Source organism: Cupriavidus sp. AU9028 (genome assembly GCF_019795295.1).
Taxonomy (GTDB): domain Bacteria; phylum Pseudomonadota; class Gammaproteobacteria; order Burkholderiales; family Burkholderiaceae; genus Cupriavidus.
Genome location: NZ_JAIMCG010000003.1, coordinates 128820 through 153874 on the forward strand (window position 1 = coordinate 128820; position 25055 = coordinate 153874).

The following is a 25055-nucleotide window of genomic DNA, read 5'->3' on the forward strand; positions in this document are numbered from 1 at the left end:
TCTCCTGCAAAACGGCAGACGGCGGCGGGCTTCATACCCGCCCCATGGCAAACCCCTTGGCGATGTAGTGCCGCACGAACCAGATGACGATGCCGCCGGGCACGATGGTCAGCACGCCCGCGGCGGCCAGCACGCCCCAGTCCATGCCGGAGGCCGATACCGTACGGGTCATGGTGGCGACGATGGGCTTGGCGTTGACCGAGGTCAGCGTGCGCGCCAGCAGCAGTTCGACCCAGCTGAACATGAAGCAGAAGAACGCCGCGACGCCGACGCCGGCCTTGATCAGCGGCAGGAAGATCGTCAGAAAGAAACGGGGGAACGAATAGCCATCGACGTAGGCGGTCTCGTCGATCTCGCGCGGCACGCCGGACATGAACCCTTCGAGGATCCACACCGCCAGCGGCACGTTGAAGACCAGATGCGCCAGCGCCACGCCCAGATGCGTGTCCATCAGCCCCACGCTCGTGTAGAGCTGGAAGAACGGCAGCAGGAAGACCGCGGGCGGCGTCATGCGGTTGGTCAGCAACCAGAAGAACACGTGCTTGTCGCCGATGAAGCGGTAGCGGGAAAACGCATACGCGGCCGGCAGCGCCACCGCCACCGAGATCACGGTATTGAGCAGCACGTAGATCAGCGAGTTGATGTAGCCCGAATACCAGGACGGATCGGTGAAGATCGTGCGGTAGTGCGCCAGCGTGGGCTGCGACGGCCACAGCGACAGGGTCGACAGGATCTCCTGGTTCGTCTTGAACGACATGTTCAGCATCCAGTAGATGGGCAGGATGGCGAACGCCAGATAGATCAGCAGGAATACCGGCCGCCACCAGGCGCCACGGTCCATGTCGCTGTCATGCATGCGGCACCTCCTCGGCAATCGTGCCCGCCCGCTGCATCCAGTTATAGAGGACAAAGCACAGCAGCAGGATGATCAGGAAGTAGACGATGGAGAAAGCGGCCGCAGGCCCCAGGTCGAACTGGCCCACCGCCTTCTGCGTCAGGTACTGCGACAGGAAGGTGGTGGCGTTGCCCGGCCCGCCGCCGGTCAGCACGAACGGTTCGGTATAGATCATGAAGCTGTCCATGAAACGCAGCAGCACCGCGATCATCAGTACGCCGCGCAGCCGCGGCAGCTGGATATGCCGGAACACCGCCCAGCGGCTGGCCCCGTCGATGCGCGCCGCCTGGTAGTAGGCGTCGGGAATGGCGCGCAACCCGGCGTAGCACAGCAGTCCGACCAGCGGCGTCCAGTGCCAGACGTCCATCACCAGCACGGTGACCCAGGCGTCGAGCGCATTGCCGGTGTAGTTGTAGTCGAACCCCATGCCCGCCAGCGCGGCGCCGAGCAGGCCGATATCGGTGCGCCCGAAGATCTGCCAGATGGTGCCCACGACGTTCCACGGAATCAGCAGCGACAGCGCCACCAGCACCAGCACCGCCGAGGCGCGCCAGCCGCGCGCCGGCATCGCCAGCGCCAGCAGGATGCCCAGCGGAATCTCCACCAGCAGCACCGCCAGCGAGAAGCCGAGCTGACGCAGCAGCGCCGCGTGCAGTTCATCGTCGCGCAGCACCGCGCGGAACCACTCGGTGCCGACGAACACGCGCCGATCGGGCGAGATGATGTCCTGCACCGAGTAGTTGACGATGGTCATCAGCGGCACGATCGCCGAAAAGGCAACGCAGATCACCACCGGCAGCACCAGCAGCCAGGCCTTCTGGTTGATCGGCTTCATGACACCAGTTCCTCGTTGACGTAGTAGCAGGTGTGACGGTGGAACAGCGAAAACCAGGCAGGCTCGCCGGCGCGCAGCGTCACGGCCTGGTCGCCCAGGCGCGCGCGCAGCAGGCTGCTGGCGCCGTCCGCACTCTCGACATGGGCGGGCCGCGCCGTCGCGAGCCAGTAGGTGCCGACATCCTGCACACGGTCGATGGTGACCGGCACCGCTTGCGGATCGTCCGGCGCGGCCAGGCCGACATACTCCGGTCGAACGCCGATGGTGAAGGTGCCGGCGGCCTGCAGGCGGGCCGCGAGCGCGGCGTCGGCCGGCGGGGCATAGCGCCGCCCTGCCGCCTCGATGAAGCCGTCACGCCACCGCCCGGCCAGGAAGTTCATCCCCGGCGAGCCGATGAAGTGCCCGACGAAGGTGTGGGCCGGACGCTCGAACAGCGCGTCCGCGGTGCCCGCCTGCACCGCCTTGCCGCGCGACATCACCAGTACCTGTTCGGCGAAGGTCAGCGCCTCGGTCTGGTCGTGGGTGACGTAGATCAGGGTCAGCCGGAACTCGCGGTGGATCTCCTTGAGCTTGCGCCGCAGCTGCCATTTGAGGTGGGGGTCGATCACCGTCAGCGGCTCGTCGAACAGGATCGCCGACACATCCTGGCGCACCAGGCCCCGTCCCAGCGAGATCTTCTGCTTGGCGTCCGCCGACAGTCCGCTGGCCTGGCGGTCCAGCACCGCCGACAGCTCCAGCATCTCGGCCACACGGCCGACCCGCGCGCGGATCTGCTGCGCTGGAATGCGCCGGTTGCGCAGCGGAAAGGCCAGGTTCTCGCCGACCGTCATGGTGTCGTAGATCACCGGGAACTGGAATACCTGGGCGATATTGCGCTGCTGCGGGGTATCGCGCGTGACGTCGCGGCCGTCGAACAGCACCTTGCCCTGCGAGGGTTGCAGCAGCCCCGAAATGCAGTTCAGCAGCGTGGTCTTGCCGCAGCCCGAGGGGCCCAGCAGCGCATAGGCGCCGCCGTCCTCGAAGGTAAAGCGCAGCGGCAGCAGCGCATAGTCCTCGTCCGCGGCGGGATGCGCGCGATAGCTGTGGGCGAGATCCAGGTCGATCCTGGCCATGTCAGCGCGCTCCGCCGTCGGTCGCCGGCTGACCGCCCAGCCCCGGCCGGGCTGGCGCGACGATGCGCCGGCCGTCCCGATCGAACAGGTAGAGCCTGGCCGGATCGACGCGTACCGTGACCCGGTCCCCCAGCGCGAGCTCCAGAACCCCCGGCACCTGCACCACCAGGCTGCCCACGCGGGTGTCCAGGTGGACGAAGGTGTCCGACCCGGACAGCTCGGCGAGCGCGACCTGGCCCTGCAGCCTTTCGTCGGGGGATCCGCCGGCGGCCCCAAGGTCGGGCGCAGCGGCTTGCGCGCCATCGATGCGCAAGGCGCCGGCGCGCACGCCGAGCGTGACGGGCCCGGTGTAGGAGGTCTGGGTGCCAGGCGGCAACGCCATGCCGATGCCCTCTCCCAGCCAGATGCGCCCGTCGCGCAGCTCACCGGGCAGCAGATTCATCGGCGGGTCGCTGAGCGCGCGCGCGACCCGCAGCGAATCGGGATAGTGGAACACCTGCGCGGTGGGCCCGTATTGCAGGAGCTCGCCCGCGTCGAGCACCGCGGTATGGCCGCCCAGCAGCAGCGCCTCGGCCGGCTCCGTGGTGGCGTAGACCACGGTGGCGTCGCCCTGCTCGAACAGATGCGTCAGCTCTTCGCGCAACTCCTCGCGCAGCTTGTAATCCAGGTTGACCAGCGGCTCGTCCAGCAGCATCAGCGGCGCGCCCTTGGCCAGCGCCCGCGCCAGCGCGACGCGCTGCTGCTGCCCGCCCGAGAGCTCCGCCGGAAGGCGCTCGAGCAGATGATCGATATGCAGTTTGCCGGCCAGCGCCCGCACGGCGCCGTCGATCCCGCGCGCGCCGCGCAGCCGCAGCGGCGAGGCGATGTTGTCGAACACCGTCATCGACGGATAGTTGATGAACTGCTGGTAGACCATGGCGACATTGCGCCGGCGCACCGGCGTGCCGGTGACATCCGCGCCGTCCACCAGCACGCGGCCGGCGCTGGGCCGGTCCAGCCCCGCCATCACCCGCATCAGCGAGGTCTTGCCGGCGAGCGTGGCGCCCAGCAGCACCGTGACCATGCCCGGCACCGGCGCCAGTGACATGGGATACAGATGAACCTGCGAACCTGCCTGCTGCGCAATGCCATCCAGAGTCAGCTGCATGGAGTCTCCGTGCTGGTCCTTCGATGCCCCGGCAGGTGGGCAACCGGCCGGTGGTATCCGCCTGTTTTCTATGCGCGATTCATGCTGCTCTGCTCGTTTTAGCAAACAAAGGAACGGAAAACAATATTGCGACGCATCATTTTATTTTCGTTTTTGTTTGATCTAGAATGCGAACATGACTCTGAATCCTCGCCAGACCGCTCTGCTGGAGGCCGTGCGCAGCCAGGGCTTCGCCTCGATCGAGGAGCTTGCGCGCAAGTTCGGCGTCACCCTGCAGACGGTCCGCCGCGACGTCAACCTGCTGGCCGAGAACGGCATGCTGGCGCGCTTTCATGGCGGCGTGCGAATCGACGGCTCCACCACCGAGAACATTGCCTACCGGCAGCGGCAGGTGCTGCATGCCGACGGCAAGGCCCGCATCGCCCGCGCGGTGGCGCGCGCGGTGCCCGAAGGCTGCTCGCTGATCCTGAACATCGGCACCACGGTCGAGGAAATCGCCCGGGCGCTGGTCCATCATCGCGGCCTGCGCGTGATCACCAACAACCTGAACGTGGCCAACATCCTGGCCGACAATCCCGAGTGCGAGGTGATCGTGGCCGGCGGCGTGCTGCGCTCGCGCGACCGCGGCATCGTCGGCGAGGCGACGGTCGACTTCATCCGCCAGTTCAAGGTGGATATCGGCCTGATCGGGATTTCGGGAATCGAGGGGGACGGCACGCTGCGCGACTTCGACTTTCGCGAGGTGAAGGTCGCGCGGACCATCATCGAACAGTCGCGCGAGGTGTGGCTGGCCGCGGATGCCAGCAAGTTCAACCGCCAGGCGATGGTCGAACTCGGCCATCTGGAGCAGGTGGACCGCCTGTTCACCGACCAGGCGCCCCGTCCGCCCTTCGAGCGGATCCTGCAAGACAGCGGAGTGAAGTGTGTGGTCGCGGCGGAATGACCCCGCCGCGACGGCGTTCCTACTTGAACACCACGGTCTTGTGGCCGTTCAGCAGGATACGGTGTTCCGCGTGCCACTTGACCGCACGGGCCAGCGCCACGCATTCGACGTCGCGGCCCACGGCCGTCAGCTGGTCCGGGTCCATGCTGTGGTCCACGCGCTCGATCTCCTGCTCGATGATCGGGCCTTCGTCCAGGTCGGCGGTCACGTAGTGGGCCGTCGCGCCGATCAGCTTCACGCCGCGATCATGCGCCTGGTAGTAGGGCTTGGCGCCCTTGAAGCTGGGCAGGAAGGAGTGATGGATATTGATGGCACGCCCTTCCAGCTTGCGGCACAGGTCGTCCGACAGCACCTGCATGTAGCGGGCCAGCACCACCAGGTCGATATTTTGCTCGCGCACGATCTCGAAGACCTTGGCTTCCTGCGCCAGCTTCTGCTCGGCCGAGGCGTTCATCAGCGGCAGATGGAAGAACGGAATGTCGTACGACGCGGCGAGCTGGTAAAAGTCGCGGTGGTTCGACACGATCGCCGCGATCTCGACCGGCAGCCCGCCAGTCTTGGTGCGGAACAGCAGGTCGTTCAGGCAATGGCCGATCCTGGAGACCATGATCATCACGCGCGGCTTCACGGCGGCATCGACCAGGTCCCACTGCATCGAGAACTGTTCGCCAACGGCGGCGAAGGCGGCGCGCAGCGTGGCCAGATCGACCCCGCCGGCGCCCGCGCCGAAATGCACGCGCATGAAGAAGCGGCCCGTGTACTCGTCACCGTACTGGTCCGAATCGAGGATGTTGCAGCCGTGCTCGAACAGCAGGCCGGAAACGGCGTGAACGATGCCCGGTTGGTCCGGGCAGGAAAGGGTCAGAATAAAGCCAGGAGTGCTCATCGTATGGGTTTACAGCAGGTCCGCGAATGCCGGGCCGAGGGTGACCCAGCCGCGCCGGCTCAGCAGGTCCAGGGTGACCAGCGTGGCGTCCAGCGTCATCGCGCAATCCGCCATGATAGCAAGGGCGGCGTCCGCGCGTACGCAGCGGTGTTCGGCAACCTCGCCGTCGCGGTTCACCGGCATGAAGCCCCGCGGCAGTGTCAGGTCGTAGCGATGGACCTCCTCCCACTGCACCCCTTCGTCGATCTCGCGCAGCACCTCGAAGCAGCCCTGTCCGCACGCACCGGCGGCCAGCGCGGCGGGAATGCCGGCCTCCTCGTCGCATTCGCGCACCATCGTTGCCAGCGGATCGCTGCCGTGCGGCACGCCGCCGGCAACCACGTTGTCCCACATGCCGGGATCGACCGCCTTGCTGTTGCTGCGCCGGCCGATCCACAGCATCTTTTCGCCCTCGACCACTCCGTTGATATGCGCGGCAAAGGTCAGCAGGCCGAAGTAGCGCGCGGCGGCGCGTTCGATCGTGGCGAAGGCCGGGGCATCGAGCGCAGCGGTCACCGCGAAGCGTTCATCGCGCCAGCCGCGCAGCCTGCCCAATGCGGCCAGCTCGCGCGCCACCACGTCCAGCGCCGCAGTGCGGGCAGCGAACGCCTCGGTGCCGGGCAGCAGCGTCACGCTGCCGCTGTCCTCGTCACCGAGCACGGTCGGGCATGGACCGAAGCGCCCGGCAGCGGCCATTTCGCGCAGCGTACGGGCATGGCGCGTGGCAGCCAGCCGACCTGTGCCGATCCCGCCATCAGGCGCAGATGCGCGGCCGGATCGAAGCGCGAGCGCGCACGGATGCCCGCGGCGATGCGCTCGAGCATGCCGGCGTCGGCAACGGCCGCTGCATCAGGCGTGGCTGGCGATGGAATTCGCTGCGGCATCGACGCTCCCATTTCGTTTCCGGGCTGGCACCGCGCCAGCCCTTTCATTGAATACACGGCAGCCATGACACAAGACTCCCGCGACTACATCCTGGCGCTGGACCAGGGCACCAGCAGTTCGCGCGCCATCCTGTTCGACCGCGCCGGCAGCGTGGTGCGCATCGCGCAGCGCGAATTCCGGCAATATTATCCGCAGCCCGGCCATGTCGAGCACGACCCCTACGAGATCTGGCAGTCGCAGCTCGCGGTCGCGCACGAGGTTCTGCGCGAGGCCGCCATCGGTCCGGCACAGGTCCGCGCGATCGGCATCACCAACCAGCGCGAGACCGCGGTGCTGTGGGACCGCAAGACCGGCGAGCCGGTCGGCCGCGCGCTGGTCTGGCAGGACCGCCGCACCGCGCCGATGTGCGAGGCCCTGCTGCAGGCAGGGCATGAGGACACCATCCGCAACAGCACCGGCCTGGTGGTCGACGCCTACTTCTCCGCGACCAAGCTGCGCTGGATGCTGGACAACTACCCGGGCGCGCGCGAACGTGCGCAGCGCGGGGAACTGGCCTTCGGCACCGTGGACAGCTGGCTGGTCTGGCAACTGACCGATGGCCAGCGCCATGTCACCGACGTGACGAACGCCTCGCGCACCATGCTGTTCAACATCCACCGCTTCGAGTGGGACGATGCGCTGCTTGCCCTGCTCGACATTCCGCGCAGCGTGCTGCCGGAAGTGTTGCCCTCCAGCGGCGAGATCGCGCGCACCGCGCCCCGGCTGTTCGGCGAGCCGCTGCTGGTGGCGGGCATCGCGGGCGACCAGCAGGCCGCGACGTTCGGCCAGGCCTGCCTGTCCCCGGGCATGGCGAAGAACACCTATGGCACCGGCTGTTTCCTGCTGATGAACACCGATGGCACGCCGGTCGAGTCGAAGAACCGCCTGCTCACCACCATCGGCTGGCAGCTCGGCGCGGCCGGCGCTACCGATGGGGCCAGCCGCACGCAGTATTGCCTCGAAGGCGGCGTGTTCATGGGCGGCGCCACCATTCAGTGGCTGCGCGACGGCCTGCAGATCATCCAGAGCGCGCCGGAAGTCGAGCCGCTGGCACGCCAGTGCGAGGACAGCGGCGGCGTGGTGCTGGTGCCGGCCTTCGCCGGTCTGGGCGCGCCGCATTGGGACGCCTTCGCGCGCGGCACGCTGGTTGGCGTCACGCGCGGCACCGGTCGTCCGCACATCGCGCGCGCCGCGCTGGAGGCCATCGCGCTGCAGAGCGTGGACGTGCTGGAGGCCATGCAGAAGGACGCCGGCATCGCGCTGGCGGAACTGCGCGTCGACGGCGGCGCCTCGCGCAGCGATCTGCTGATGCAGCTGCAGGCCGACCTGCTCGGCACGCCAGTCGTGCGCCCGCGCGTGACCGAAACCACCGCGCTGGGGGCCGCCTATCTGGCGGGCCTGGCGGTGGGCTACTGGTCAGGCCTGGACGAGCTGTCCAGCCAGTGGCAGGTCGATCGCCGCTTCGAACCCGAACTGTCCGAGGACGCCCGGCAAACCGCGCTCGCGCGCTGGCATCGTGCCGTCGAGCGCGCGCGCGACTGGGCGCGCGAGGACGACACCAGGTGAGCGCGGCGGCCGCATCACGTATCGCATTTGCGGCGCCGCCAAGGGCGCCGATGGCATTTCAACACCACACACCATGCAGAAACTGACCCCCATCCAGCCTCCCGACCGTGCCGCTCTGCTTGCTACGCTCGAGCGCGAGCCGCGCTGGCAAGTCATCGTGATCGGCGGTGGCGCCACCGGACTGGGCACCGCGCTGGACGCCGCCTCGCGCGGCTATCGCACGCTGCTGCTCGAGGCGGCGGACTTCGCCAAGGGCACCTCGTCAAAGGCCACCAAGCTCGTGCACGGCGGCGTGCGCTATCTCGCGCAAGGCAATATCGGGCTGGTGCGCGAGGCGCTGCACGAGCGAGGCCTGCTGGCGAACAACGCACCGCACCTGGTGCGCCCGCTGGGCTTCGTCGTGCCCGCCTACCAGCTGCTGGATCAGCCGTTCTACGGCATCGGCCTGAAGGTCTACGACATGCTGGCCGGCCGCCTGAACCTGGCGTCGAGCCGCTGGCTGAACCACCGGGAAACGCTGACCGAGGTGCCGACCCTGGCCGAGCATGTGGGCGGACGCCCGCTGCGCGGCGGTAACCTGTACTACGACGGCCAGTTCGATGACGCGCGGCTGGCGATCGCGCTGATGCGCACGCTGTTCGATGCGGGCGGTCTCGCCGTCAACTACATGCCGGTGACGGGCCTGACGATGCAGGGTGGCGTGGTCAGCGGGGTCAAGGTCCGCGACGCCCTGGGCGACGCCACCTTCGAGCTGCGCGCCGATTGCGTGATCAACGCCACGGGCGTCTGGGTCGATGGCATCCGCCAGCTGGAAGACGAGCGCGCCGCCCCCATGGTGGCGCCCAGCCAGGGTGTGCATCTGACGCTGCCGCGCAGCTTCCTGCCGGGCGACCGCGCCATCCTCGTGCCGCGTACCGACGACGGGCGGGTGCTGTTTCTGGTGCCCTGGAACGGCCACACCATCGTCGGCACCACCGACACCCCGCGCCGCGACCTGCCGCTGGAGCCGCGCGCGGCCGAGGACGACATCGACTTCATCCTCGAGACCGCCGCCCGCTACCTGTCGCGCGATCCGTCGCGCGCCAACGTGACCAGCGTCTGGGCGGGTCTGCGCCCGCTGGTCAAGGCCACGGGAGAATCCTCCACCGCCTCGCTGTCGCGCGAGCATACGATCCTGGTGTCCCGCGCCGGCCTGATCACGGTGACCGGTGGCAAATGGACCACGTACCGCAGGATGGCCGAGGACGTGGTCGACACCGCGATCCGCCGGCAGATGCTGCCCGCCGCGCCCTGCCGTACCGCCTCGCTGCCGCTGCATGGCGCCGGCTCCGCGGTGGGCAGCGCCGGGCTGGGCGCCGACGATCGCTCGCCCGACCGCTACTACGGCACCGACCTGGCCCTGCTCCATACGCTGCCGGGCGCGGGCAACGTGCTGGCGGTGGAATCGGGACTGACGGAGGCGCATGTCCGCTTTGCCGCCCGCCACGAACTGGCCCGCCGGGTCGAGGACGTGCTGGCGCGCCGCAACCGGCTGCTGTTCCTGGACGCCCGGGCCGCGATTGCCGCGGCACCGGCCGTCGCGCGCATCCTGGCCGAAGAGCTGGGGCACGACGCGGCATGGCAGGCCGACGAGGTCAGCCGTTTCGAGGCGCTCGCGCAGGGGTATCGACTGGCCGCCTGATGAGTGGCAGGCTGATGACCCGGCGGGACAGAAGGCGAAGGAGAATGGCATGGCAGCAGCAGGATGGCGTACCACTGGGGCGCGGGCAGCGCTGGCAGCGCTGACGGTGATTGCCGCGACGGGAGCGCTCGCGCCCCTTGGCGCCACTGCCGGCCAGGACCCGGCTCGCGCGGCGGGACCGCGCTTCGATGGCCTGCAGTTCGAGCCCCCTCGCACCGTGCAGTACCTGTGCGAAGACGGCGCGCGGATCGCAGCGCGCTACTTCAACAGCGCGGACAACCAGCTTGCGATCGTGACGCTGGACGGCCGCAGGCTGCTGTTCGTCACCGTGCTGAGCGGTTCCGGTGCGCGCTATGCGCACGGCCCGCTGATCTGGTGGACCCGTGGCGACGAGGCCATGCTGCTCGATCAAACGCGGGGCGAACAGGCGCCCCCGGTGCATGCCGGCTGCCGCGCGCAGCGCTAACGTCCTCCGGCCCGCGGGCAGCGACAACCATCGCCGCGCCAGTGGGTCGGCACGGCCATCGACACCATTGCGCCCCTGTCGCCTTCGCGCCCGCGCGTTGGCGAGCGATAATGCGCCTCATCGAAACAGGGAGAAACACCATGGACGAGATTGACGATCTGTCCGATCTGCCGATGCCCCGCTTCATCTGGGGCTTTGCCATCGCCACCGGCAAGTCCGGCGAGGTCATGCACGACGAGTTCGAATACCTGACCCACACCCGCAGCCCCCGCTTCACCTGCCGGGTCGTCGAACTGGAAGACATGCCGGCCGAAAGCGAGGAATCCGGCATCGACGGCCGTATCGTGCATTACGAGGATCCAGGCCGGCTGTTCTACATCACCGACGCGGGCATGGCGCTGGTCAACTTCGAACTGTTCGACAAGCTGCCCGACCGGCAGAAGCTGAAGAAGGTCTGTGACGAGGCGATCCGCAACTGGATGATCCGTCGCGACTTCCTGGAGAGTGAAGACGAGGAGGATTGAGCGGGCGGTCGCTCCGCTCGATCCCTCCCGGTCGGCGGGGTCCTACATGCCAAGCGGAGCGGTCCCGACAGTTTGCAGGGCGGAGGCTACCTATAGTGGACTCGTGGACAACACGAGAAGGAGCAATCAAATGCCCTACATTATTGCCTGGCTGCTTGGCGTTCCCGCCTTCATTCTGGTTCTGATCTGGCTGTTCATGAACTGATCGAACCGACTGCGGACCGGCCGCACGCGAGCGTGCCGCGAGATTCGCCGCGGTCCAACCCCGAGGTCCCCGACGTCCGCCAACCGGCGGACGTTTTGCCGAGATCGGCGGCAGACCGCCACAGCCTTCCTGCCCGGCGGCTTCAGCCGCCCTTCCGCAGCCCCGCCGGCCCATCGCGGGTATCGTCGGCGATGTCGTGCATCACGTCCGCGCCGTCCGCGTTGGCAACCGGTATCGCCGTCCCTGGCGTCCCTTCGGCCGCATCGCGCACCTCGATCAGTTCGGAAGCGATGCGCTGGATCTCCGCGTACACGTCCAGCGCATCGTCCGGTCCGGTGCAGCCCACCGCCGTTGCCGAGGCCGCATCCGCACCCGGAGGCAGGAACACGAATGCCATGCCGGGGCGCCAGCGCGGATCGCGGCGCAGGCTGTCGTTGAGGATCTGCAGATACTGGGCGCGGGTGAAGACATGCTTGTCATGCTCGGGCATCGGGGCCTCCGGTGTCGCAGCCAGTCGATGCTAGCACGCAAGGTCGCCGTCGATCCCGTAACAATTGTTTTCAATGCCGCGACGCCCAAGCAACGCCAAGCCAGGCGCGCGTGGCGATACACAGCCGAGGTGGTGTAGACTCGCCAGCACAAGGCGCAGAAGTCCTTGAAGCGCCTCCCCAGTCACTAAATTAGGGGACCTGGCCAGACAAGCGACCTGCAGTCGTCGGAATTCCGCTCCACGCATCAGCCCTGAAAGAGCCGTTCGCTTCGTCCATGCCAGTTCCGTTTCAGGCCGCAAGGCCCGCTGCCATCCTGTCTTTTGCGTTGGCGGCCTTTCCCGCTGCGGCACCGACCGCAGTGGCGCAACCCTCGAATGTCGCCGGTACGTCGCAATCCGTGCAGAGTCCGGAGCCGCGCCCGCAGGCCAGCGCGCAGCCGGATGTGCGGGCCGCGGCCGCACCGGAGCGGACCACGCGCGTTCTGACCATGCCAGCCATGGGCGCCTATGGCCCCATCGAGCTGCGCGGCACCAACCCCGATCACACGCTGAACATCGGCGTGCGCACCGACGAGGTGGTGACGGCCGCCACGCTGCGCCTGCACTACACCTCCTCGCCGGCGCTGGTGTTCCCGATGTCGCACCTGAAGGTGATGCTCAACGACGAAGTGGTGGCGACGCTGCCGCTGGAGAAGGAGCGCGCCGGGCAGCAGGTGACCCGCGATATCGTGCTGGATCCGCGCTTCTTCACCGACTTCAATCGGATCGTCATTCAGTTCATCGGCCACTACACGATGGACCACTGCGAGGATCCGGCCAATTCGGCGCTGTGGACCGACATCAGTTCGTCGAGTACGCTCGCCCTGACCACCGCGCCGCTGGCGCTGCCGAACAACCTGGCCTTGCTGCCGCAGCCCTTCTTCGACCGGCGTGACAACCGGCGTGTCACCGTGCCGTTCGTGCTTCCCGCCGATGCGGACCCTGGCATGCTGCGCGCGGCCGGCGTGGTGGCGTCGTGGCTCGGGTCACTGGCCGACTATCGCGAGGCGCGCTTCCCGGTCGCGCGAACCGTTCCGCCCGAGCAGCACGCCATCGCCTTCGCGCTGCCTGGCCCGAGCGCGCAGGCGCTTGGCCTGCGCGAGATTGCCGGGCCGATGCTGCGCGTGATGGACAGCCCGGCCACGCCGCACCGCAAGCTGCTGATCGTCGCGGGCCGCGACGCGAAGGAGCTGGAAACCGCGGCCGCGGCGCTGGTGCTTGGCAAGGCAGCGATGAGCGGCGATCAGGCGCTGGTGCAGTCGGTGGACATGGGGCCGCCGCGCAAGCCGTATGACGCGCCCAAGTGGGCACCGGTGGACCGTCCCGTGCTGTTCCGGGAACTGGTGGGCGATCCGCAGCAGCTGCAGGTAGCCGGATACAGCCCCCAACCGATCCGCGTCAATCTGCGCGTGCCGGCCGACCTGTACGGCTGGAACCACCGCAGCGTGCCGCTGAACCTGAAGTACCGCTATACCGCACCATCGACCTACAACGACTCGGTGCTCAACGTCGACATCAACGACCAGCTGGTGCGCTCGTACCGGCTGCGGCCGCTGTCGCGCAACGACGACGAGAACGTGGTCAGCGTGCCGCTGCTGTCCGGCAGCGACGCCGTGGTCAGCAACGAGATCCGGGTGCCGGCGTTCCGCGTGGGCAGCGACAATCAGATGCAGTTCCGCTTCCATCTGGATTCGCAGAAGACGGGGCTGTGCGCCTCGACGCCGGCGCGCGTCGCACGGGCCGCGATCGATCCGGACTCGAGCATCGATTTCAGTTCCTTCGCGCACTACGCCGCGATGCCCAACCTCGCCTTCTTCGCCAACTCCGGCTATCCGTTCACCCGGCTGGCCGACCTGGGCGATACCGCGGTGGTCATGCCAGAAGCGCCCGCGACCAGCGACCAGGAAGCGCTGCTGACCCTGCTCGGTCATATGGGCAAATGGACCGGGCTGCCCGCGTTGCGCGTGAACGTGGTGCCGTCCGGCGCGATCGACAGCGTAAAGGACCGCAACCTGCTGGTGGTCGGCACCGGTTCGGCCGCGCAACTGCTGAACCAGTGGGGGCGCTCGCTGCCGCTGATGATCGAGCGCGGCAAGACCGAGCTCGCGTTGCGCGATCAGCGTGCCGGGGCCTGGACCAGCTGGCTCAGCGGCAGCGAGGACGATGTCGTGACGCCGGCGGGACGCGCCATCCTGCGCGCCGATGGCCCGCTGGCGGCGATGATCGGCTTCGAATCGCCGCTTGCCGCCAACCGCAGCGTGGTGGCGGTCACGGCAACGACGCCGGAGCGCATCGCCGACGTGCTCGATGTGCTGGAGAACGGCACCAAGGTATCCCAGGTGCGCGGCGACCTCACCGTCATCCGTGCCGGCGAGGTCGAAGGCTTGCGGCTGGGCGAGCGCTACTACGTGGGCGACTTCCCGTGGTACGCCCGGGTCTGGGTCAAGGTCTCGTCGCATCCGGTATTCCTGGCCTTCGCCGGGATCCTGACCGGCCTGGCCGTGGCGTTGACCGCCTTCTGGGCACTGGCCCGCGTCGCCGCACGGCGCCAGGGGCTTTGACATGGCCGGCATGCCGATGCGCCTGTGCGCCCTTGGTGGAACGCTGCGGCGGCTGAGCGGCCGCGCCATGGCCGCCGCCCTGCTGGCCACCTGCTGCGCGAGCGCCACCGCGGCGACCTGCAGCTGGCCCGATTGGGACGCCTTTCGCCGCGACACCATCAGCACCGACGGCCGCGTGGTGGACAACAGCACGCCACAGCAAGTCACCGTGTCGGAGGGCCAGGCCTACGGCCTGTTCTTTGCGCTGGTCGCCAACGACCGGCCGACCTTCGAGCGGCTGCTGACCTGGACGGAGAACAACCTGGCGCGCGGCGACCTCGCCTCGCATCTGCCGGCATGGATCTGGGGACGCCAGGACGCCGCCGGGCATCCCGATCGCTGGGGCGTGATCGACAGCAACCCGGCGTCCGACGCCGACCTGTGGATCGCCTATACCCTGCTCGAAGCGGGCCGGCTCTGGAACGAACGCCGCTTCACCGCGCTGGGCACCGTGCTGGCCCGGCGCATTGCCAGCGAAGAAACCGCGATGCTGCCCGGCCTTGGCCGCACCGTGCTGCCAGGACCGGTAGGCTTTCATCCGCAGCCCAACGTGTGGCGGCTCAATCCCAGCTATGTGCCGATGCAGGTGATGCGGCGCCTGGCCGTGCTGCTGCCGAACGACGCGCAGTGGGCCGAGATGGTGCGCACCTCGGCGCGGATGACGCTCGATACCGCGCCGCACGGATTCTCGCCGGACTGGGTCGAGTACCACGCGCCGGCGGCCGGCAATGCCGGCGGCAAGGCTCCCGCCGCCACCGGCTTCCGTCCGGACCAGCAGACCAGCGCCGAGAGCGCCTACAACGCGATCCGGGTCTATCTGTGGGCCGGCACGCTGTCGCCGCGCGATCCGCTGCACGGCGATCTGCTGCGCACCTTCACGCCGATGGCCGACTATACGGTGCGCCATGGCCATCCACCGGAGCGTGTCGACACGCGCACCGGTGCGCCGGGCCCGAACGCCGGCAACGGCGGCTTCTCCGCCGCGGTCGCCCCCCTGCTCGCCGCACTCGGCCGCCAGGACGCCGCCGCGGCGCAGGTGCAGCGCGTGCGCAGCCTTGCCGCGCGCGATCCGCTGGGCTACTACAGCCAGGTGCTGGCGCTGTTCGGCCTCGGCTACATGGACGGGCTGTATCGCTACGACGCTGACGGCGCGCTGATGCCCGCCTGGACCACGCAATGCCCGGCAAGCCGTTGACACCTCGGGCCGGGCTGGCGCCCGCCGTCGGCCTGCTGCTGGCCGGGTCGCTGAACAGCGGCGTCGCGCAGGCGCAATCCGTTGCCGCGCCGGGTCCGGCCCAGCCGGGACGCACCGCTGGCTCCGCCGCCACTGCATCGGCGCCGCCGTCGCCACAGATGTCGCAGCTGCTGTCGTCGGCGCGCATGTGGGAAGCGAAGAACCGCCAGGACATGGCTCGCACGCAGCTGGACAAGATCCTGACGCTGCAGCCCGACCAGCCCGATGCGCTGCTGCTGCTCGCGCAAATCGAACTGCGCTCGAACCGGCCGGCGGAGGCCGAGAAGCTGCTGCAGCGCCTGCGCCGGGCGCATCCGGGCCATGCCGCCACGCGCGAGCTGGAGGACGCCTATCGGCTCGCCACGCGCGACAAGCGCGAACTGGCCGAGATCCGTCTGCTGTCGCGCGCCGGCAAGTCCGACGAGGCGGTGGCGCGCCTGCGCCAGCTGTTTCCCCACGGCGCCCCGTCCGGGGACATGGCGTCCGACTACTACCGCATGCTCTCGGACACCGCGCAGGGCCGCGCGCAGGCAATCGCGGAACTGCGCGCCCGCACGCGCCGCGACCCGAGCGACCTGCGCCTGGCGATGGCGCTGGCGAGCCTGCTCACCGACCGTTCGGCCACGCGCCAGGAGGGTCTGGAGATTCTGCGGGACATCGCGCGCCGCCCCGACGGCGACCGCCAGGGCGCGCTCGACCTGTGGCGCCGCACGCTCTACAGCGTCAGCACCGATCCCGATTACTACGTCTGGTTCGAACGTTACCTGCGTGAAGCGCCCGACGATCAGGTCGCCCGCGACACCATGGCCGATCTTGCCAAAGTGGTCGAGGCGCGCCGCCGGCTGCTGGCCGACCCGGACTACCAGGCGCAGCAGCGGGGGCTGCGTGCGCTGGAGCGCGGCCGGCTCGATGAGGCGGAAGCCGCGTTGCAGCAGGCGCTGCGCTCGCGCGACAGCGATGCCGAGGCGGTCGGCGGACTGGGACTGGTGCGGCTGCGGCAAGGCCGCCACGACGAGGCCCGCGAGCTGTTCGCCCGCGCGCTGAAGCTCGACCCCGAGGGCCGGAACCGCTGGAGCAGCCTGCTCGACACCGCGGCGTTCTGGGGATCGATCGCCGCGGCCCGCCGCGCCAACGAACAGGGCAAGCCGGACGAAGCGGAACGCCTGGCCCGCGAGGCATTGCGCCGCCAGCCGGACAACGGCGACGCGCAGCGCATCCTCGCCGACGCGCTGATCGCCCGCGGCCAGCGCGCGCAAGCCGAAGCCCTGCTGCGCAAGCGGCAGGCGCTGCAGCCGCCCGACATCGATGCGGTACGTACGCTGGCACAGCTGCTGCGCGATAGCGGCCGCAGCGGCGAGATCGAAGCCCTGCTCGCCGACACCGAAGCGCGGCTAGCGCGGGCGCCCTCCCCCTCCTCCACCCGGGACGAGGACGTCCGCACGCTGCGCGTCTTGCGCGCCGACCTGCTGTCGCTGCAGGCCGACCAGCTGCTGTCGCAGCGGCTGCTGAGCCCCGCGCTGGCGCGGCTCGAGGAAGCCGTGCGGCTCGCCCCGGACGCTGCCTGGACCCGCTATTCCCTGGCCCGCGTCTATCGCGACCTCGGCTTGCCGGCGATGGGCCGCACCGTGATGGAGGAAGGCCTGCACCGGGCACCCGCCGCGGAAATGCGCTATGCCGCGGCGCTCTATCTGAACGCCATCGACGATCCCGACAGCGCGGCTGCCGTGCTCGCGCAAATTCCGGGCGCCGAGCAGACCGAGGGCATGCGGCAGCTGGCTGGCAACCTGCGCGCGCAGCAGCGCGTGCGCGAGGCGCGCCTGGCGCTGGCTGCCGGCCACAGGCAGCAGGCGCGCGCATTGCTGGACGAGGCGGCCCGCGATGCCATGGACGATCCGCAGATGCTGGCGACGGTCGGCCGCGAGTGGATCGCGCTGGGCGAGCCCGCGCGCGGCCTGCGCCTGGTCGACGACTGGCTCGCCACCCATCCGGACGATCCGGCCATCGGCGTGCGCCTGCGCTATGGCGAACTGCTGGCGGCGGCCGACCGCGACGAGGCGCTGCGCGACTGGCTCGCCGATATCGGCGAGCACGGCACGCTGACCCCGGAGCAGCGCGAGACGTTGAACGACCAGACCCTGCGGCTTGCGCTGCGCGACAGCGACCGCCTGATCGCGCGCGACGACTTCGCGGGCGCGGCGCGCGTGCTGGCCGCCGTTCCCGCCCCGCTGCGCGAAGACCGGCGCTGGGGCCTGGCGCAGGCCGAACTGCGCGAGGCGCAGGGCGACGATGCCGGCGCCGCCGAGGCGGCGCGGGCGCTGCTGGCGCGCGAGCCGCGCAACGCCGATGCGCGCCTGCTGCTGGCGCGGCTGGACGAGCGCGCCGGGCGCGACGACGAGGCGTTGGCCAAGGTGCGGGAAGTCCTCGGCGACACGCCCGCCGACGATATCAATACACGGCTGTCGGCCGCGCGCCGACTCACCTCGCTGCAGCAAGCTGACGAGGCGCAGCAGGTAGTCACCCAGCTGCAGCAGCAGTACCCGGGCCGTTCGGACCTGACCCTGCAACAGGGCCGCATCGCGCAATCGCGCGGCCAATTCGAGCATGCGGCGGCGCTGTACCGGCGTGCGCTGGACGAGGAGCGGCGCGAAGGCGTCGTTGCGGCGCCGGTGGACGTCGCACAGGCGGGCACGGCGGAGCCGCAGGTGCTGTCGCCGGGCAGCGTCGGCTTCGGCCCCGCTGGAAGCAGCATGGGCTCCGGCGCAAGCGGCACGACGGGCTGGTTCGGCAATACCGGCATGGCGGACCCATCCGGTCCCAGCCGGGACGCCGCGCAAGCGGACGACATCGCCATGCAGGGAACGCCGGCGCAACGCGCCCTGCTCGATCTGGAATCGCGCCGGCAGGGCCAGGTTGCGACGGCCTTTCTCTACTCGAACAAGTCCGGCGACAGCGGCGTATCGAGACTTGGCTCGACCGAGATCCCTTTGCTGGTGCGCATTCCGCATCGATACACCGGTCACGTCTTCTTCCACGCCGACACCGTCAGGCTGGACGCCGGCACGCTGGCGAACGACAGCGAAGACGCCGGCGAGTTCGGCCAGATCGCCGGCCGTCCCGGCCAGCCCTGGTCCTCGCGCGGCCAGCAGGACACCGGCATGGCGCTCGCGGCAGGCTATGCCTTCGACGGCGCCACCGAGAGCTGGCGCGCGGACGTCGGCACCACGCCGCTGGGCTTCACCGAGCAGAACCTGGTCGGCGGCTTTCGCTATCGGGCGCAATTGCGCCGTGCCTCGGCCACGGTCGATGTATCGCGGCGCCCCGTCACCAGCAGCCTGATCTCCTACGCCGGCGCGGTGGATCCGGCCAGCGGCGAGCAATGGGGCGGCGTGCTGCGCAATGGCGTGCGCGTCGGCTATTCGCACGACGTGGGTCGCGGCAGCGTCTTCGCCACCGTCGGCGCGGGCCTGCTGACAGGCCACAATGTGATGCGCAACCGCGAAGTCACCGTGCGGGCCGGCATGGACTGGCCGCTGCTGTCGCGTCGCGACCAGCGCGTCATCACCGGCCTCGTGCTGAACTACTGGCGCTACAGCGAGAACCTGCGCTACTACACCTTCGGCCATGGCGGCTACTACAGCCCGCAGCGTTACCTGTCGGTGTCGGTGCCAGTGCAGTGGTCCGGCCGGCGCGGTGGCTGGTCATGGCGGCTGGAAGGATCGGCGGGCTTGTCCAATACCGACGAGAAGGCAATGGACCTGTATCCCACCCGGCCGGACCTGCAGGCGGCCGCCGGCGGCGCCGCTGCGCGCTATACCGGCGGCTCCGGCGGAGGCTTCAGCTATACCGCCGCGGCAGCCGTGGAGTATCGCCTCACGCCACAGTGGATCGCCGGCCTGGTGCTGCAGATCGACCGCTCGCGCGACTACGCGCCCAACCGTGCGTTCGCCTACCTGCGCTATTTCTTCGACCGCCAACGCGGGCCGGTGTCGTTCCCGCCGGACCCGGTACAACCGTATTCGTCTTACTGATCCGGCACGATGCAATCCGCGCCCAGTTCCAACCGTCCCGTCGCTGCCGCCGCGCAGCTCCCGGCGTCCGCGCGTCCGTCGCTGATGGCGCGCCTGCAGGCGCGCACGGCGCTTGCCATCGATGGCCTGCCCGACGCACTGGCACGCCTGGCGCCGGCGCACGCGCATGTGGTCTATGCCGAGCCGTCCCCCGCGCGCGAGGCGCTGTTCTGGCAGACGGCAGCGGCTGGCCTGCGCAACGCGGCGACGGTCCTGGCCACGCGCGAGCCCGAGGCCATCGCATCCGCGCTGCGCGAACATGGGCTCGATCTGGACGTGCACGGCGCCATTCATCATCGCGCCAACCTGTGCCGGCTGCAACCGCAGCCGGGCAAGCCGCCCTTCGATGTCTTCATCGAAGCGCTGCAGGCGCTGGCCGATCAGTGCGTCGCCCGCAACGGACTGCTGATGGTGGAGGGGGCCGAGGCGTTCTTCTCCTGGTACGACGGCGCCCGGCTGTCGCGCCAGGGCAGGCGGCTGGCCGAATGGTGCGCGCGCCAGCGCCTGTCGTTGCTGCTGGTGCTGACGCCGCCCGCCATCGACCCGACGCTGCCGCCGCCCGAGCTGGCGGGCTTTCATGCCCGCTTCGCGGGCGCGGTGCAGCTGTCGCAGGTGCAGGGCCAATACACCTGGGAGGTCGCGTTCTGGCGCGACCGCGACGCGGTGCTGGCCAGCAGCGCACTGCCGCTGCGCTTCGCCGCCGACCGCCACCGCCTGCTCGCCAGCAGCGATACCTTCGCCGACGACGCGGCGCAATCGGGACTGCTGGCGCCAGACGAGCAGCGCGTAGTCGTGGCCCGCGAAGCCGTGTCCCACGAGCGCTGGATACCGCAGGGGTGGGAACTGGTCGACAGCAACGAGGCCGCGGTGGCGAGCGCGAGCAAGGCGGTGGCCGCCACCGTGGTGTTCCACTACGCCGGCAACCGCGAGTTCGAGATGCTGGCCGAGCAGATCCACCGGCTGCGGCGCACCTGCGGCAGCGCGTTGAAGATCGTCGTACGCGAGGACCAGGAAGCGATGCGCCAGCACTATGAGCTGCTGCTGCTCAATCTGGGCGCCAATCTGGTGATTGCGCGCCAGACCCCGTTCGCGCGCATGCAGGCCATGCTCGACAACGTGCAGGGACAGGTCTTCTCGCGCCCGCTGCCCACCGACTACCGCACCGCGCTGTCGGCGGTGCTGACCGGCTCGGCGAGCGGCTATGTCACGCCCAACGCCTTCATCGATACGGTCCGCGGCGCCGTCGAACAGGGACGCACCATTCGGCTGCCGCATGTGCTGCTGCGCCTGCCGCTGCTGCCCGAGGTCGCCCATGTCGATGCACTGCGCGCCTGCCGCATGAATCGGGCCGGCGACATCTGCAGCGCGGGCGGAGACAGCATCTATGTCTTCTTCTTCGCCTGCCGCCTGACCGATGTGGATGCGGTATGCCAGCGGGTATTCCGCCGCCCGCTCGATACGCTGTTCGCCGGCGAGCTGCGTTGCGGCGATCCTTCCAGCATTCTGGACGCCCTGCAGGCCTTTGAAGCCGAGTCGTCGCAGCGGCCGCTGCCCGACTACAGCAGCTGGCTGCAACGGCCCGCCGAGCCGGAGCCGGCAGACAGCGGCCTCAGCAGCGCGCGACTGAGCGCGGCCACCGCCGGCATCGCCGACCCGGTGGACCCGCTGCAACGCGGGGAGCCCGCCGAGGCCGGCGCGCGCGAGGCGCGGTTCCCGGCGCCAGCCCTGGCGGCGCTGCGCGAAGCCCGGCAACGGCCCGCTGCGCCGCGTCGCGCGCCAGCGCCGCAGGCGATCCCCGTCAAAAGGAACTGATGCCATGCGGATCTTCCTCGGCTATTTCATCTGGGGGCTGATCCTGGCCGCACCATTGGCCTGGATCGTCTGGAAGCTGGACCTGCTACGCGCGCTGCCGCGCTGGCTGCAGCCGCGCCAGCGCAGGAGCGTGCGCCTGCCGCCCCAGCTGGACGGCATCGTCATCCGCGGCAAGCGCTGGCAGCCAGGCAAGGACGAGCGCACATGAAGACCATCGCCATCGTTGCCCCGCTCGGCGGGGCGGGCCGTACCACCATGACCGCCGCGCTGTCATCGCTGCTGGCCGCGCGCGGGCATGCCGCGCTCGCCCTCGAATGCGATCCGCGCAATCTGCTCGGCCTGCACTTCGGCATGGCGGAGCCCCCCGTCAGCGGGCTCGTTACCGCCATCCACGGCAACGCCGGCGGCGACTGGGCCAGGGCCGGCATGTGCAGCGACGACGGCGTGCTGTTCGTTCCCTGGGGCGATGGCATGTCGCTTGGAGCGGAGGGCGACAATGCGACGGTCCGCGAGCTGCTTGCCCGGCCGCAATGGCTGCACGAGCGCCTGGCGCAGGTGGACCTGCCCGAGGATGCCGTGGCGCTGATCGACACGCCCGCGTGGCCCGCGCCTCAGGTCACGCTCGCGCTTGCCGCGGCGGACCTCGCGCTGGTGCTGGTGCCGCCCGAGCCCGAAGCGTGCGCCACGCTGGCGCGCCTGCGCCAGGCGCTGCGTCTGGCCGATGTGCCGGCCGTGTTCGTCGCCACGCGGGTGCAGGCCGCGCGCCAGCTGCATGCGGATGTGCTCGCCCTGCTGCGCGCCACGCTGGGCGACGCGCTGCTCCCCTATCAGGTCCACCTCGACGTCGGCGTGCCGGAGGCGCTCGCCCGTGGCGAGAACTTCTGCAGCAGCACGCCGCACTCGCAGGCGGCGCACGACATGCAGGGCATCGCCGCGTGGCTGTCGCGCTGGATCGCCGAGCGGGTCGTCGCGGAAACGGCGAGCCGCGCCGAGACACGCCGTGGAGCGCGGGCATGAGGCGCTTGCCCTGGCCCGATTGGCTGCTGTCGTTCTTCGCCATGCTCGCGGACGAGCTGGGCTTGCACGAGGACGCCGGCCGCCGCCAGTGGCTGGTGCGGTTGTTCTTCCGTCCGCCCCGCCCCGGCCGGCGCGACTGGCCCGCACTGGGCGTCGACTGGCTGCTGCAGGGCATGACCGAGCGGCTCGGCCTGGGCGGACGCCAGCGCCGCGGTCTATGGCTGTGGCGGCTGTTCGTGCGCGCCCCACGACCGCGGCGCAAGCTGGCCGCCGACACTCGCCGCCGGCATCTCGCGGCAGATGACGAGCCGCAGTCGAAACTGCGGCAATGGCTGGCGCGTCGGCTCGACCCGGCCTACCGGCTGCTGGCGCGCCAACGCCGCAGGATCGCGCAGCGGCTGCCGCGGGTGGACTGGCTGGCTGCGGGCGGGCGCATGGCCCGATTCGCCGCGCTGATGCATCGCGTGCGCGGCATGACACCCACGCTGCTGGTGCTCGCCTCCCTTGCCGCGCTGGTGCTGTGCACCACGCCGCTGCCAATGGGCGGACAGCTGACCGTCTTCGCCGTGGTCTGGATCGCGGTGATGCTGTTGCGCAAGATTCCCGGGCACTTCCCCACGCTGATGATGATGGCGCTGTCGCTGCTGATGACGCTGCGCTATATCTGGTGGCGCGCGACGGAAACCCTGGACCTGACCACCGTGCTGGAAGCCATCGTCGGCTACCTGTTGTTCGCGGCCGAAAGCTACACCTGGCTCGTGCTGATCCTCGGCTATGTGCAGACCGCCTGGCCACTGTCGCGCCGGCCCAGGCCGCTGCCGCAGGATCCGGCCGACTGGCCCACCGTCGACGTCTTCATCCCGACCTACAACGAGCCCCTGTCCGTGGTGCAGCCCACCGTCTATGCCGCCCGCAGCATGGACTGGCCGGCCGGCAAGCTGAACGTCTACCTGCTCGACGACGGCCGCCGTCCCGAATTCCGCGCCTTCGCCGAGCAGGCCGGCATCCACTACATCACGCGGGACAACAACCGCCACGCCAAGGCGGGCAACATCAACCAGGCGCTGCCAAAGACCAGCGGCGAGTACATCGCCATCTTCGACTGCGACCACATTCCGACGCGGTCCTTCCTGCAGATGACGATGGGCGACTTCCTCGCCGATCCGCGCTGCGCGATGGTGCAGACCCCCCACCACTTCTTCTCGCCCGATCCGTTCGAGCGCAATTTCGACACCTTCCGCCGCGTGCCGAACGAGGGCAGCCTGTTCTATGGCCTGATCCAGGACGGCAACGACCTGTGGAACGCGACCTTCTTCTGCGGCTCCTGCGCGGTGATCAAGCGCGAGCCGCTGCTGGAGATCGGCGGCATCGCCGTCGAAACCGTCACCGAGGACGCCCACACCGCGCTCAAGCTGCATCGCCGCGGCTACAACACCGCCTACCTGCGCACGGTGCAGGCCGCGGGACTGGCCACCGAAAGCCTGTCCAGCCATATCGGCCAGCGCATCCGCTGGGCGCGCGGCATGGCGCAGATCTTCCGCGTCGACAACCCGCTGCTGGGCCGCGGGCTCAAGCTGTTCCAGCGGCTGTGCTACACCAATGCGATGCTGCATTTCTTCTACGGCATCCCGCGGCTGATCTTCCTGACCATGCCGCTGGCGTACCTGGTGTTCGGCCTGCACGTGATCAACACCTCGGCTCTGCTGATCGCCGCCTACGTGCTGCCGTATCTCGTCATCGCCAACATCACCAATTCGAGGATCCAGGGCAAGTACCGCCATTCCTTCTGGGCCGAGGTCTACGAATCGGTGCTGGCCTGGTACATCGTGCTGCCGACCACGATGGCCTTCATCAACCCGAAGCTGGGCAAGTTCAACGTGACGGCCAAGGGCGGGCAGATCGAGGACGACTACCTGGACTGGACCATCTCCAAGCCCTACCTGCTGCTGCTCGGCCTGAACATCGTCGGACTCGCGGTCGGCGTCGGCCGGCTGCTGTTCTGGAGCACCGGCGAGCCGGCCACCGTGGTGATGAACATGGTCTGGGCCTCGGTCAACCTGCTGATGCTCGGCGCGGCGATCGGCGTCGCGCGCGAGGCCCGTCAGGTGCGGGTGTCGCACCGCATTCCGCTGCGCGTGCCGGCCACGCTGCTGATGCCTGACGGCAGCACCGTCGCCTGCCGCACCGAAAACTATTCGCTGGGCGGCCTCGGGCTGCTGCTGCCGCTGGACCTGCCGCTGAACGAGGGAGAGCGGGTCGGTGTCTGCCTGTGGCGCGGCGCCCGCGAATACCACTTCGCCGCGACGGTGTCGCGCAACGTCAACCGCCACCTCGGGCTGCGCATGCGCGACCTGAGCCCCGAGGCCGAAACCCAGCTGATCCAGTGCACCTTCGGCCGGGCCGATGCCTGGATCGACTGGCAGGACGAGCAGCCCGAGGACGTCCCGCTGCGCGGCCTCAAGGAAGTCATCGAGATGGGCTACCAGGGGTTCCTGCGCCTCTACGACGCGGTGATGGACGCGCTCGAGGCCGCGCTCGCGCGCCGACGTCCGCGCCAGCCGCACCAACCCTGA

At 69.5% G+C, this 25055-nt stretch carries 17 protein-coding genes and 2 pseudogenes; 12 read left to right on the forward strand and 7 right to left on the reverse strand.

All coding sequences use genetic code 11. From position 1 onward, the window contains the following. Window positions 1-31: 31 nt before the first annotated feature. From K6V06_RS04650 to K6V06_RS04665, 4 genes are read right to left on the reverse strand one after another with little or no spacing between them, the layout of a single operon-like run. Complete coding sequence (locus tag K6V06_RS04650; protein WP_222240428.1) at window positions 32-856, reverse strand: carbohydrate ABC transporter permease; 825 nt, start codon at window positions 854-856, stop codon at window positions 32-34. Continuing rightward, window positions 849-1730, reverse strand: a complete 882-nt coding sequence (locus K6V06_RS04655) for a carbohydrate ABC transporter permease (protein WP_222240429.1) — start codon at window positions 1728-1730, stop codon at window positions 849-851. The genes K6V06_RS04650 and K6V06_RS04655 overlap by 8 nt, the downstream gene beginning before the upstream one ends. Then, window positions 1727-2842, reverse strand: a complete 1116-nt coding sequence (locus tag K6V06_RS04660; RefSeq protein WP_222240430.1) for an ABC transporter ATP-binding protein — start codon at window positions 2840-2842, stop codon at window positions 1727-1729. Before K6V06_RS04660 ends, K6V06_RS04655 begins: the two co-directional genes overlap by 4 nt. A gap of 1 nt (window position 2843) precedes the next feature. Next, window positions 2844-3989 (reverse strand): ABC transporter ATP-binding protein, encoded by a 1146-nt coding sequence (locus tag K6V06_RS04665; protein ID WP_222240431.1) that lies wholly within the window; start codon window positions 3987-3989, stop codon window positions 2844-2846. Window positions 3990-4164: 175 nt separating this feature from the next. Here K6V06_RS04665 and K6V06_RS04670 point away from each other — a divergent pair, with 175 nt between their 5' ends. After that, window positions 4165-4932, forward strand: a complete 768-nt coding sequence (locus tag K6V06_RS04670) for a DeoR/GlpR family DNA-binding transcription regulator (protein WP_222240432.1) — start codon at window positions 4165-4167, stop codon at window positions 4930-4932. 19 nt (window positions 4933-4951) lie between these two features. On the opposite strand, the gene purU is transcribed toward K6V06_RS04670, so the two are convergent. Further along, complete coding sequence (gene purU, locus K6V06_RS04675; protein ID WP_222240433.1) at window positions 4952-5818, reverse strand: formyltetrahydrofolate deformylase; 867 nt, start codon at window positions 5816-5818, stop codon at window positions 4952-4954. A gap of 9 nt (window positions 5819-5827) precedes the next feature. After that, window positions 5828-6681 (reverse strand): annotated as a pseudogene (locus K6V06_RS04680) (DUF4743 domain-containing protein). A 124-nt stretch (window positions 6682-6805) separates the two neighbouring features. On the opposite strand from K6V06_RS04680, the gene glpK reads away from it, so the two are divergent. The 4 genes from glpK (at window position 6806) to K6V06_RS04700 (ending at window position 11018) form a co-directional block, all read left to right on the forward strand. Next, on the forward strand, window positions 6806-8347 hold the full coding sequence (gene glpK, locus K6V06_RS04685; protein WP_222240434.1) for a glycerol kinase GlpK: 1542 nt from the start codon (window positions 6806-6808) through the stop codon (window positions 8345-8347). A 73-nt stretch (window positions 8348-8420) separates the two neighbouring features. Further along, window positions 8421-10028 (forward strand): glycerol-3-phosphate dehydrogenase/oxidase, encoded by a 1608-nt coding sequence (locus K6V06_RS04690; protein ID WP_222240438.1) that lies wholly within the window; start codon window positions 8421-8423, stop codon window positions 10026-10028. Window positions 10029-10077: 49 nt separating this feature from the next. Then, window positions 10078-10494, forward strand: coding sequence for an MliC family protein (locus tag K6V06_RS04695; protein ID WP_222240440.1), 417 nt, complete (start codon window positions 10078-10080; stop codon window positions 10492-10494). 140 nt (window positions 10495-10634) lie between these two features. Continuing rightward, window positions 10635-11018 (forward strand): hypothetical protein, encoded by a 384-nt coding sequence (locus K6V06_RS04700; RefSeq protein WP_222240443.1) that lies wholly within the window; start codon window positions 10635-10637, stop codon window positions 11016-11018. Window positions 11019-11485: 467 nt separating this feature from the next. On the opposite strand, the pseudogene K6V06_RS04705 reads toward K6V06_RS04700, so the two are convergent. Continuing rightward, window positions 11486-11713: pseudogene (locus K6V06_RS04705) on the reverse strand (hypothetical protein); the annotation flags it as partial. 275 nt (window positions 11714-11988) lie between these two features. Between K6V06_RS04705 and bcsB the strand changes: the two are divergent. Genes bcsB through bcsA form a run of 7 tightly spaced genes read left to right on the forward strand, consistent with a single transcriptional unit; the run spans window position 11989 to window position 25055 of the window. Then, a complete protein-coding gene (gene bcsB, locus K6V06_RS04710) occupies window positions 11989-14313 on the forward strand; it encodes a cellulose biosynthesis cyclic di-GMP-binding regulatory protein BcsB (RefSeq protein ID WP_222240445.1) in 2325 nt (774 codons plus the stop codon). A gap of 10 nt (window positions 14314-14323) precedes the next feature. After that, window positions 14324-15547, forward strand: coding sequence for a cellulose synthase complex periplasmic endoglucanase BcsZ (bcsZ, locus tag K6V06_RS04715; RefSeq protein ID WP_222240799.1), 1224 nt, complete (start codon window positions 14324-14326; stop codon window positions 15545-15547). Next, complete coding sequence (locus K6V06_RS04720; RefSeq protein WP_222240447.1) at window positions 15529-19614, forward strand: cellulose synthase subunit BcsC-related outer membrane protein; 4086 nt, start codon at window positions 15529-15531, stop codon at window positions 19612-19614. The genes bcsZ and K6V06_RS04720 overlap by 19 nt, the downstream gene beginning before the upstream one ends. A 9-nt stretch (window positions 19615-19623) precedes the next feature. Further along, window positions 19624-21465, forward strand: a complete 1842-nt coding sequence (gene bcsE, locus K6V06_RS04725) for a cellulose biosynthesis protein BcsE (RefSeq protein WP_222240449.1) — start codon at window positions 19624-19626, stop codon at window positions 21463-21465. Window positions 21466-21469: 4 nt separating this feature from the next. Further along, window positions 21470-21673: a hypothetical protein gene (locus K6V06_RS04730; RefSeq protein WP_222240451.1), complete on the forward strand. Its 204-nt coding sequence runs from the start codon at window positions 21470-21472 to the stop codon at window positions 21671-21673. After that, complete coding sequence (gene bcsQ, locus K6V06_RS04735) at window positions 21670-22482, forward strand: cellulose biosynthesis protein BcsQ (RefSeq protein ID WP_222240453.1); 813 nt, start codon at window positions 21670-21672, stop codon at window positions 22480-22482. Before K6V06_RS04730 ends, bcsQ begins: the two co-directional genes overlap by 4 nt. Beyond that, on the forward strand, window positions 22479-25055 hold the full coding sequence (gene bcsA / locus K6V06_RS04740; RefSeq protein ID WP_222240455.1) for a UDP-forming cellulose synthase catalytic subunit: 2577 nt from the start codon (window positions 22479-22481) through the stop codon (window positions 25053-25055). The genes bcsQ and bcsA overlap by 4 nt, the downstream gene beginning before the upstream one ends.

Coding starts and splice junctions, on each gene's coding strand:
- K6V06_RS04660 (WP_222240430.1), bottom strand. CDS start 2,842: ATGGCCAGGATCGACCTGGATCTCGCCCACAGCTATCGCGCGCATCCC.
- bcsA (WP_222240455.1), top strand. CDS start 22,479: ATGAGGCGCTTGCCCTGGCCCGATTGGCTGCTGTCGTTCTTCGCCATG.
- K6V06_RS04695 (WP_222240440.1), top strand. CDS start 10,078: ATGGCAGCAGCAGGATGGCGTACCACTGGGGCGCGGGCAGCGCTGGCA.
- K6V06_RS04690 (WP_222240438.1), top strand. CDS start 8,421: ATGCAGAAACTGACCCCCATCCAGCCTCCCGACCGTGCCGCTCTGCTT.
- purU (WP_222240433.1), bottom strand. CDS start 5,818: ATGAGCACTCCTGGCTTTATTCTGACCCTTTCCTGCCCGGACCAACCG.
- K6V06_RS04670 (WP_222240432.1), top strand. CDS start 4,165: ATGACTCTGAATCCTCGCCAGACCGCTCTGCTGGAGGCCGTGCGCAGC.
- glpK (WP_222240434.1), top strand. CDS start 6,806: ATGACACAAGACTCCCGCGACTACATCCTGGCGCTGGACCAGGGCACC.
- bcsQ (WP_222240453.1), top strand. CDS start 21,670: ATGAAGACCATCGCCATCGTTGCCCCGCTCGGCGGGGCGGGCCGTACC.
- K6V06_RS04665 (WP_222240431.1), bottom strand. CDS start 3,989: ATGCAGCTGACTCTGGATGGCATTGCGCAGCAGGCAGGTTCGCAGGTT.
- K6V06_RS04650 (WP_222240428.1), bottom strand. CDS start 856: ATGCATGACAGCGACATGGACCGTGGCGCCTGGTGGCGGCCGGTATTC.
- bcsZ (WP_222240799.1), top strand. CDS start 14,324: ATGCCGATGCGCCTGTGCGCCCTTGGTGGAACGCTGCGGCGGCTGAGC.
- bcsE (WP_222240449.1), top strand. CDS start 19,624: ATGCAATCCGCGCCCAGTTCCAACCGTCCCGTCGCTGCCGCCGCGCAG.
- K6V06_RS04655 (WP_222240429.1), bottom strand. CDS start 1,730: ATGAAGCCGATCAACCAGAAGGCCTGGCTGCTGGTGCTGCCGGTGGTG.
- bcsB (WP_222240445.1), top strand. CDS start 11,989: ATGCCAGTTCCGTTTCAGGCCGCAAGGCCCGCTGCCATCCTGTCTTTT.
- K6V06_RS04720 (WP_222240447.1), top strand. CDS start 15,529: ATGCCCGGCAAGCCGTTGACACCTCGGGCCGGGCTGGCGCCCGCCGTC.
- K6V06_RS04730 (WP_222240451.1), top strand. CDS start 21,470: ATGCGGATCTTCCTCGGCTATTTCATCTGGGGGCTGATCCTGGCCGCA.
- K6V06_RS04700 (WP_222240443.1), top strand. CDS start 10,635: ATGGACGAGATTGACGATCTGTCCGATCTGCCGATGCCCCGCTTCATC.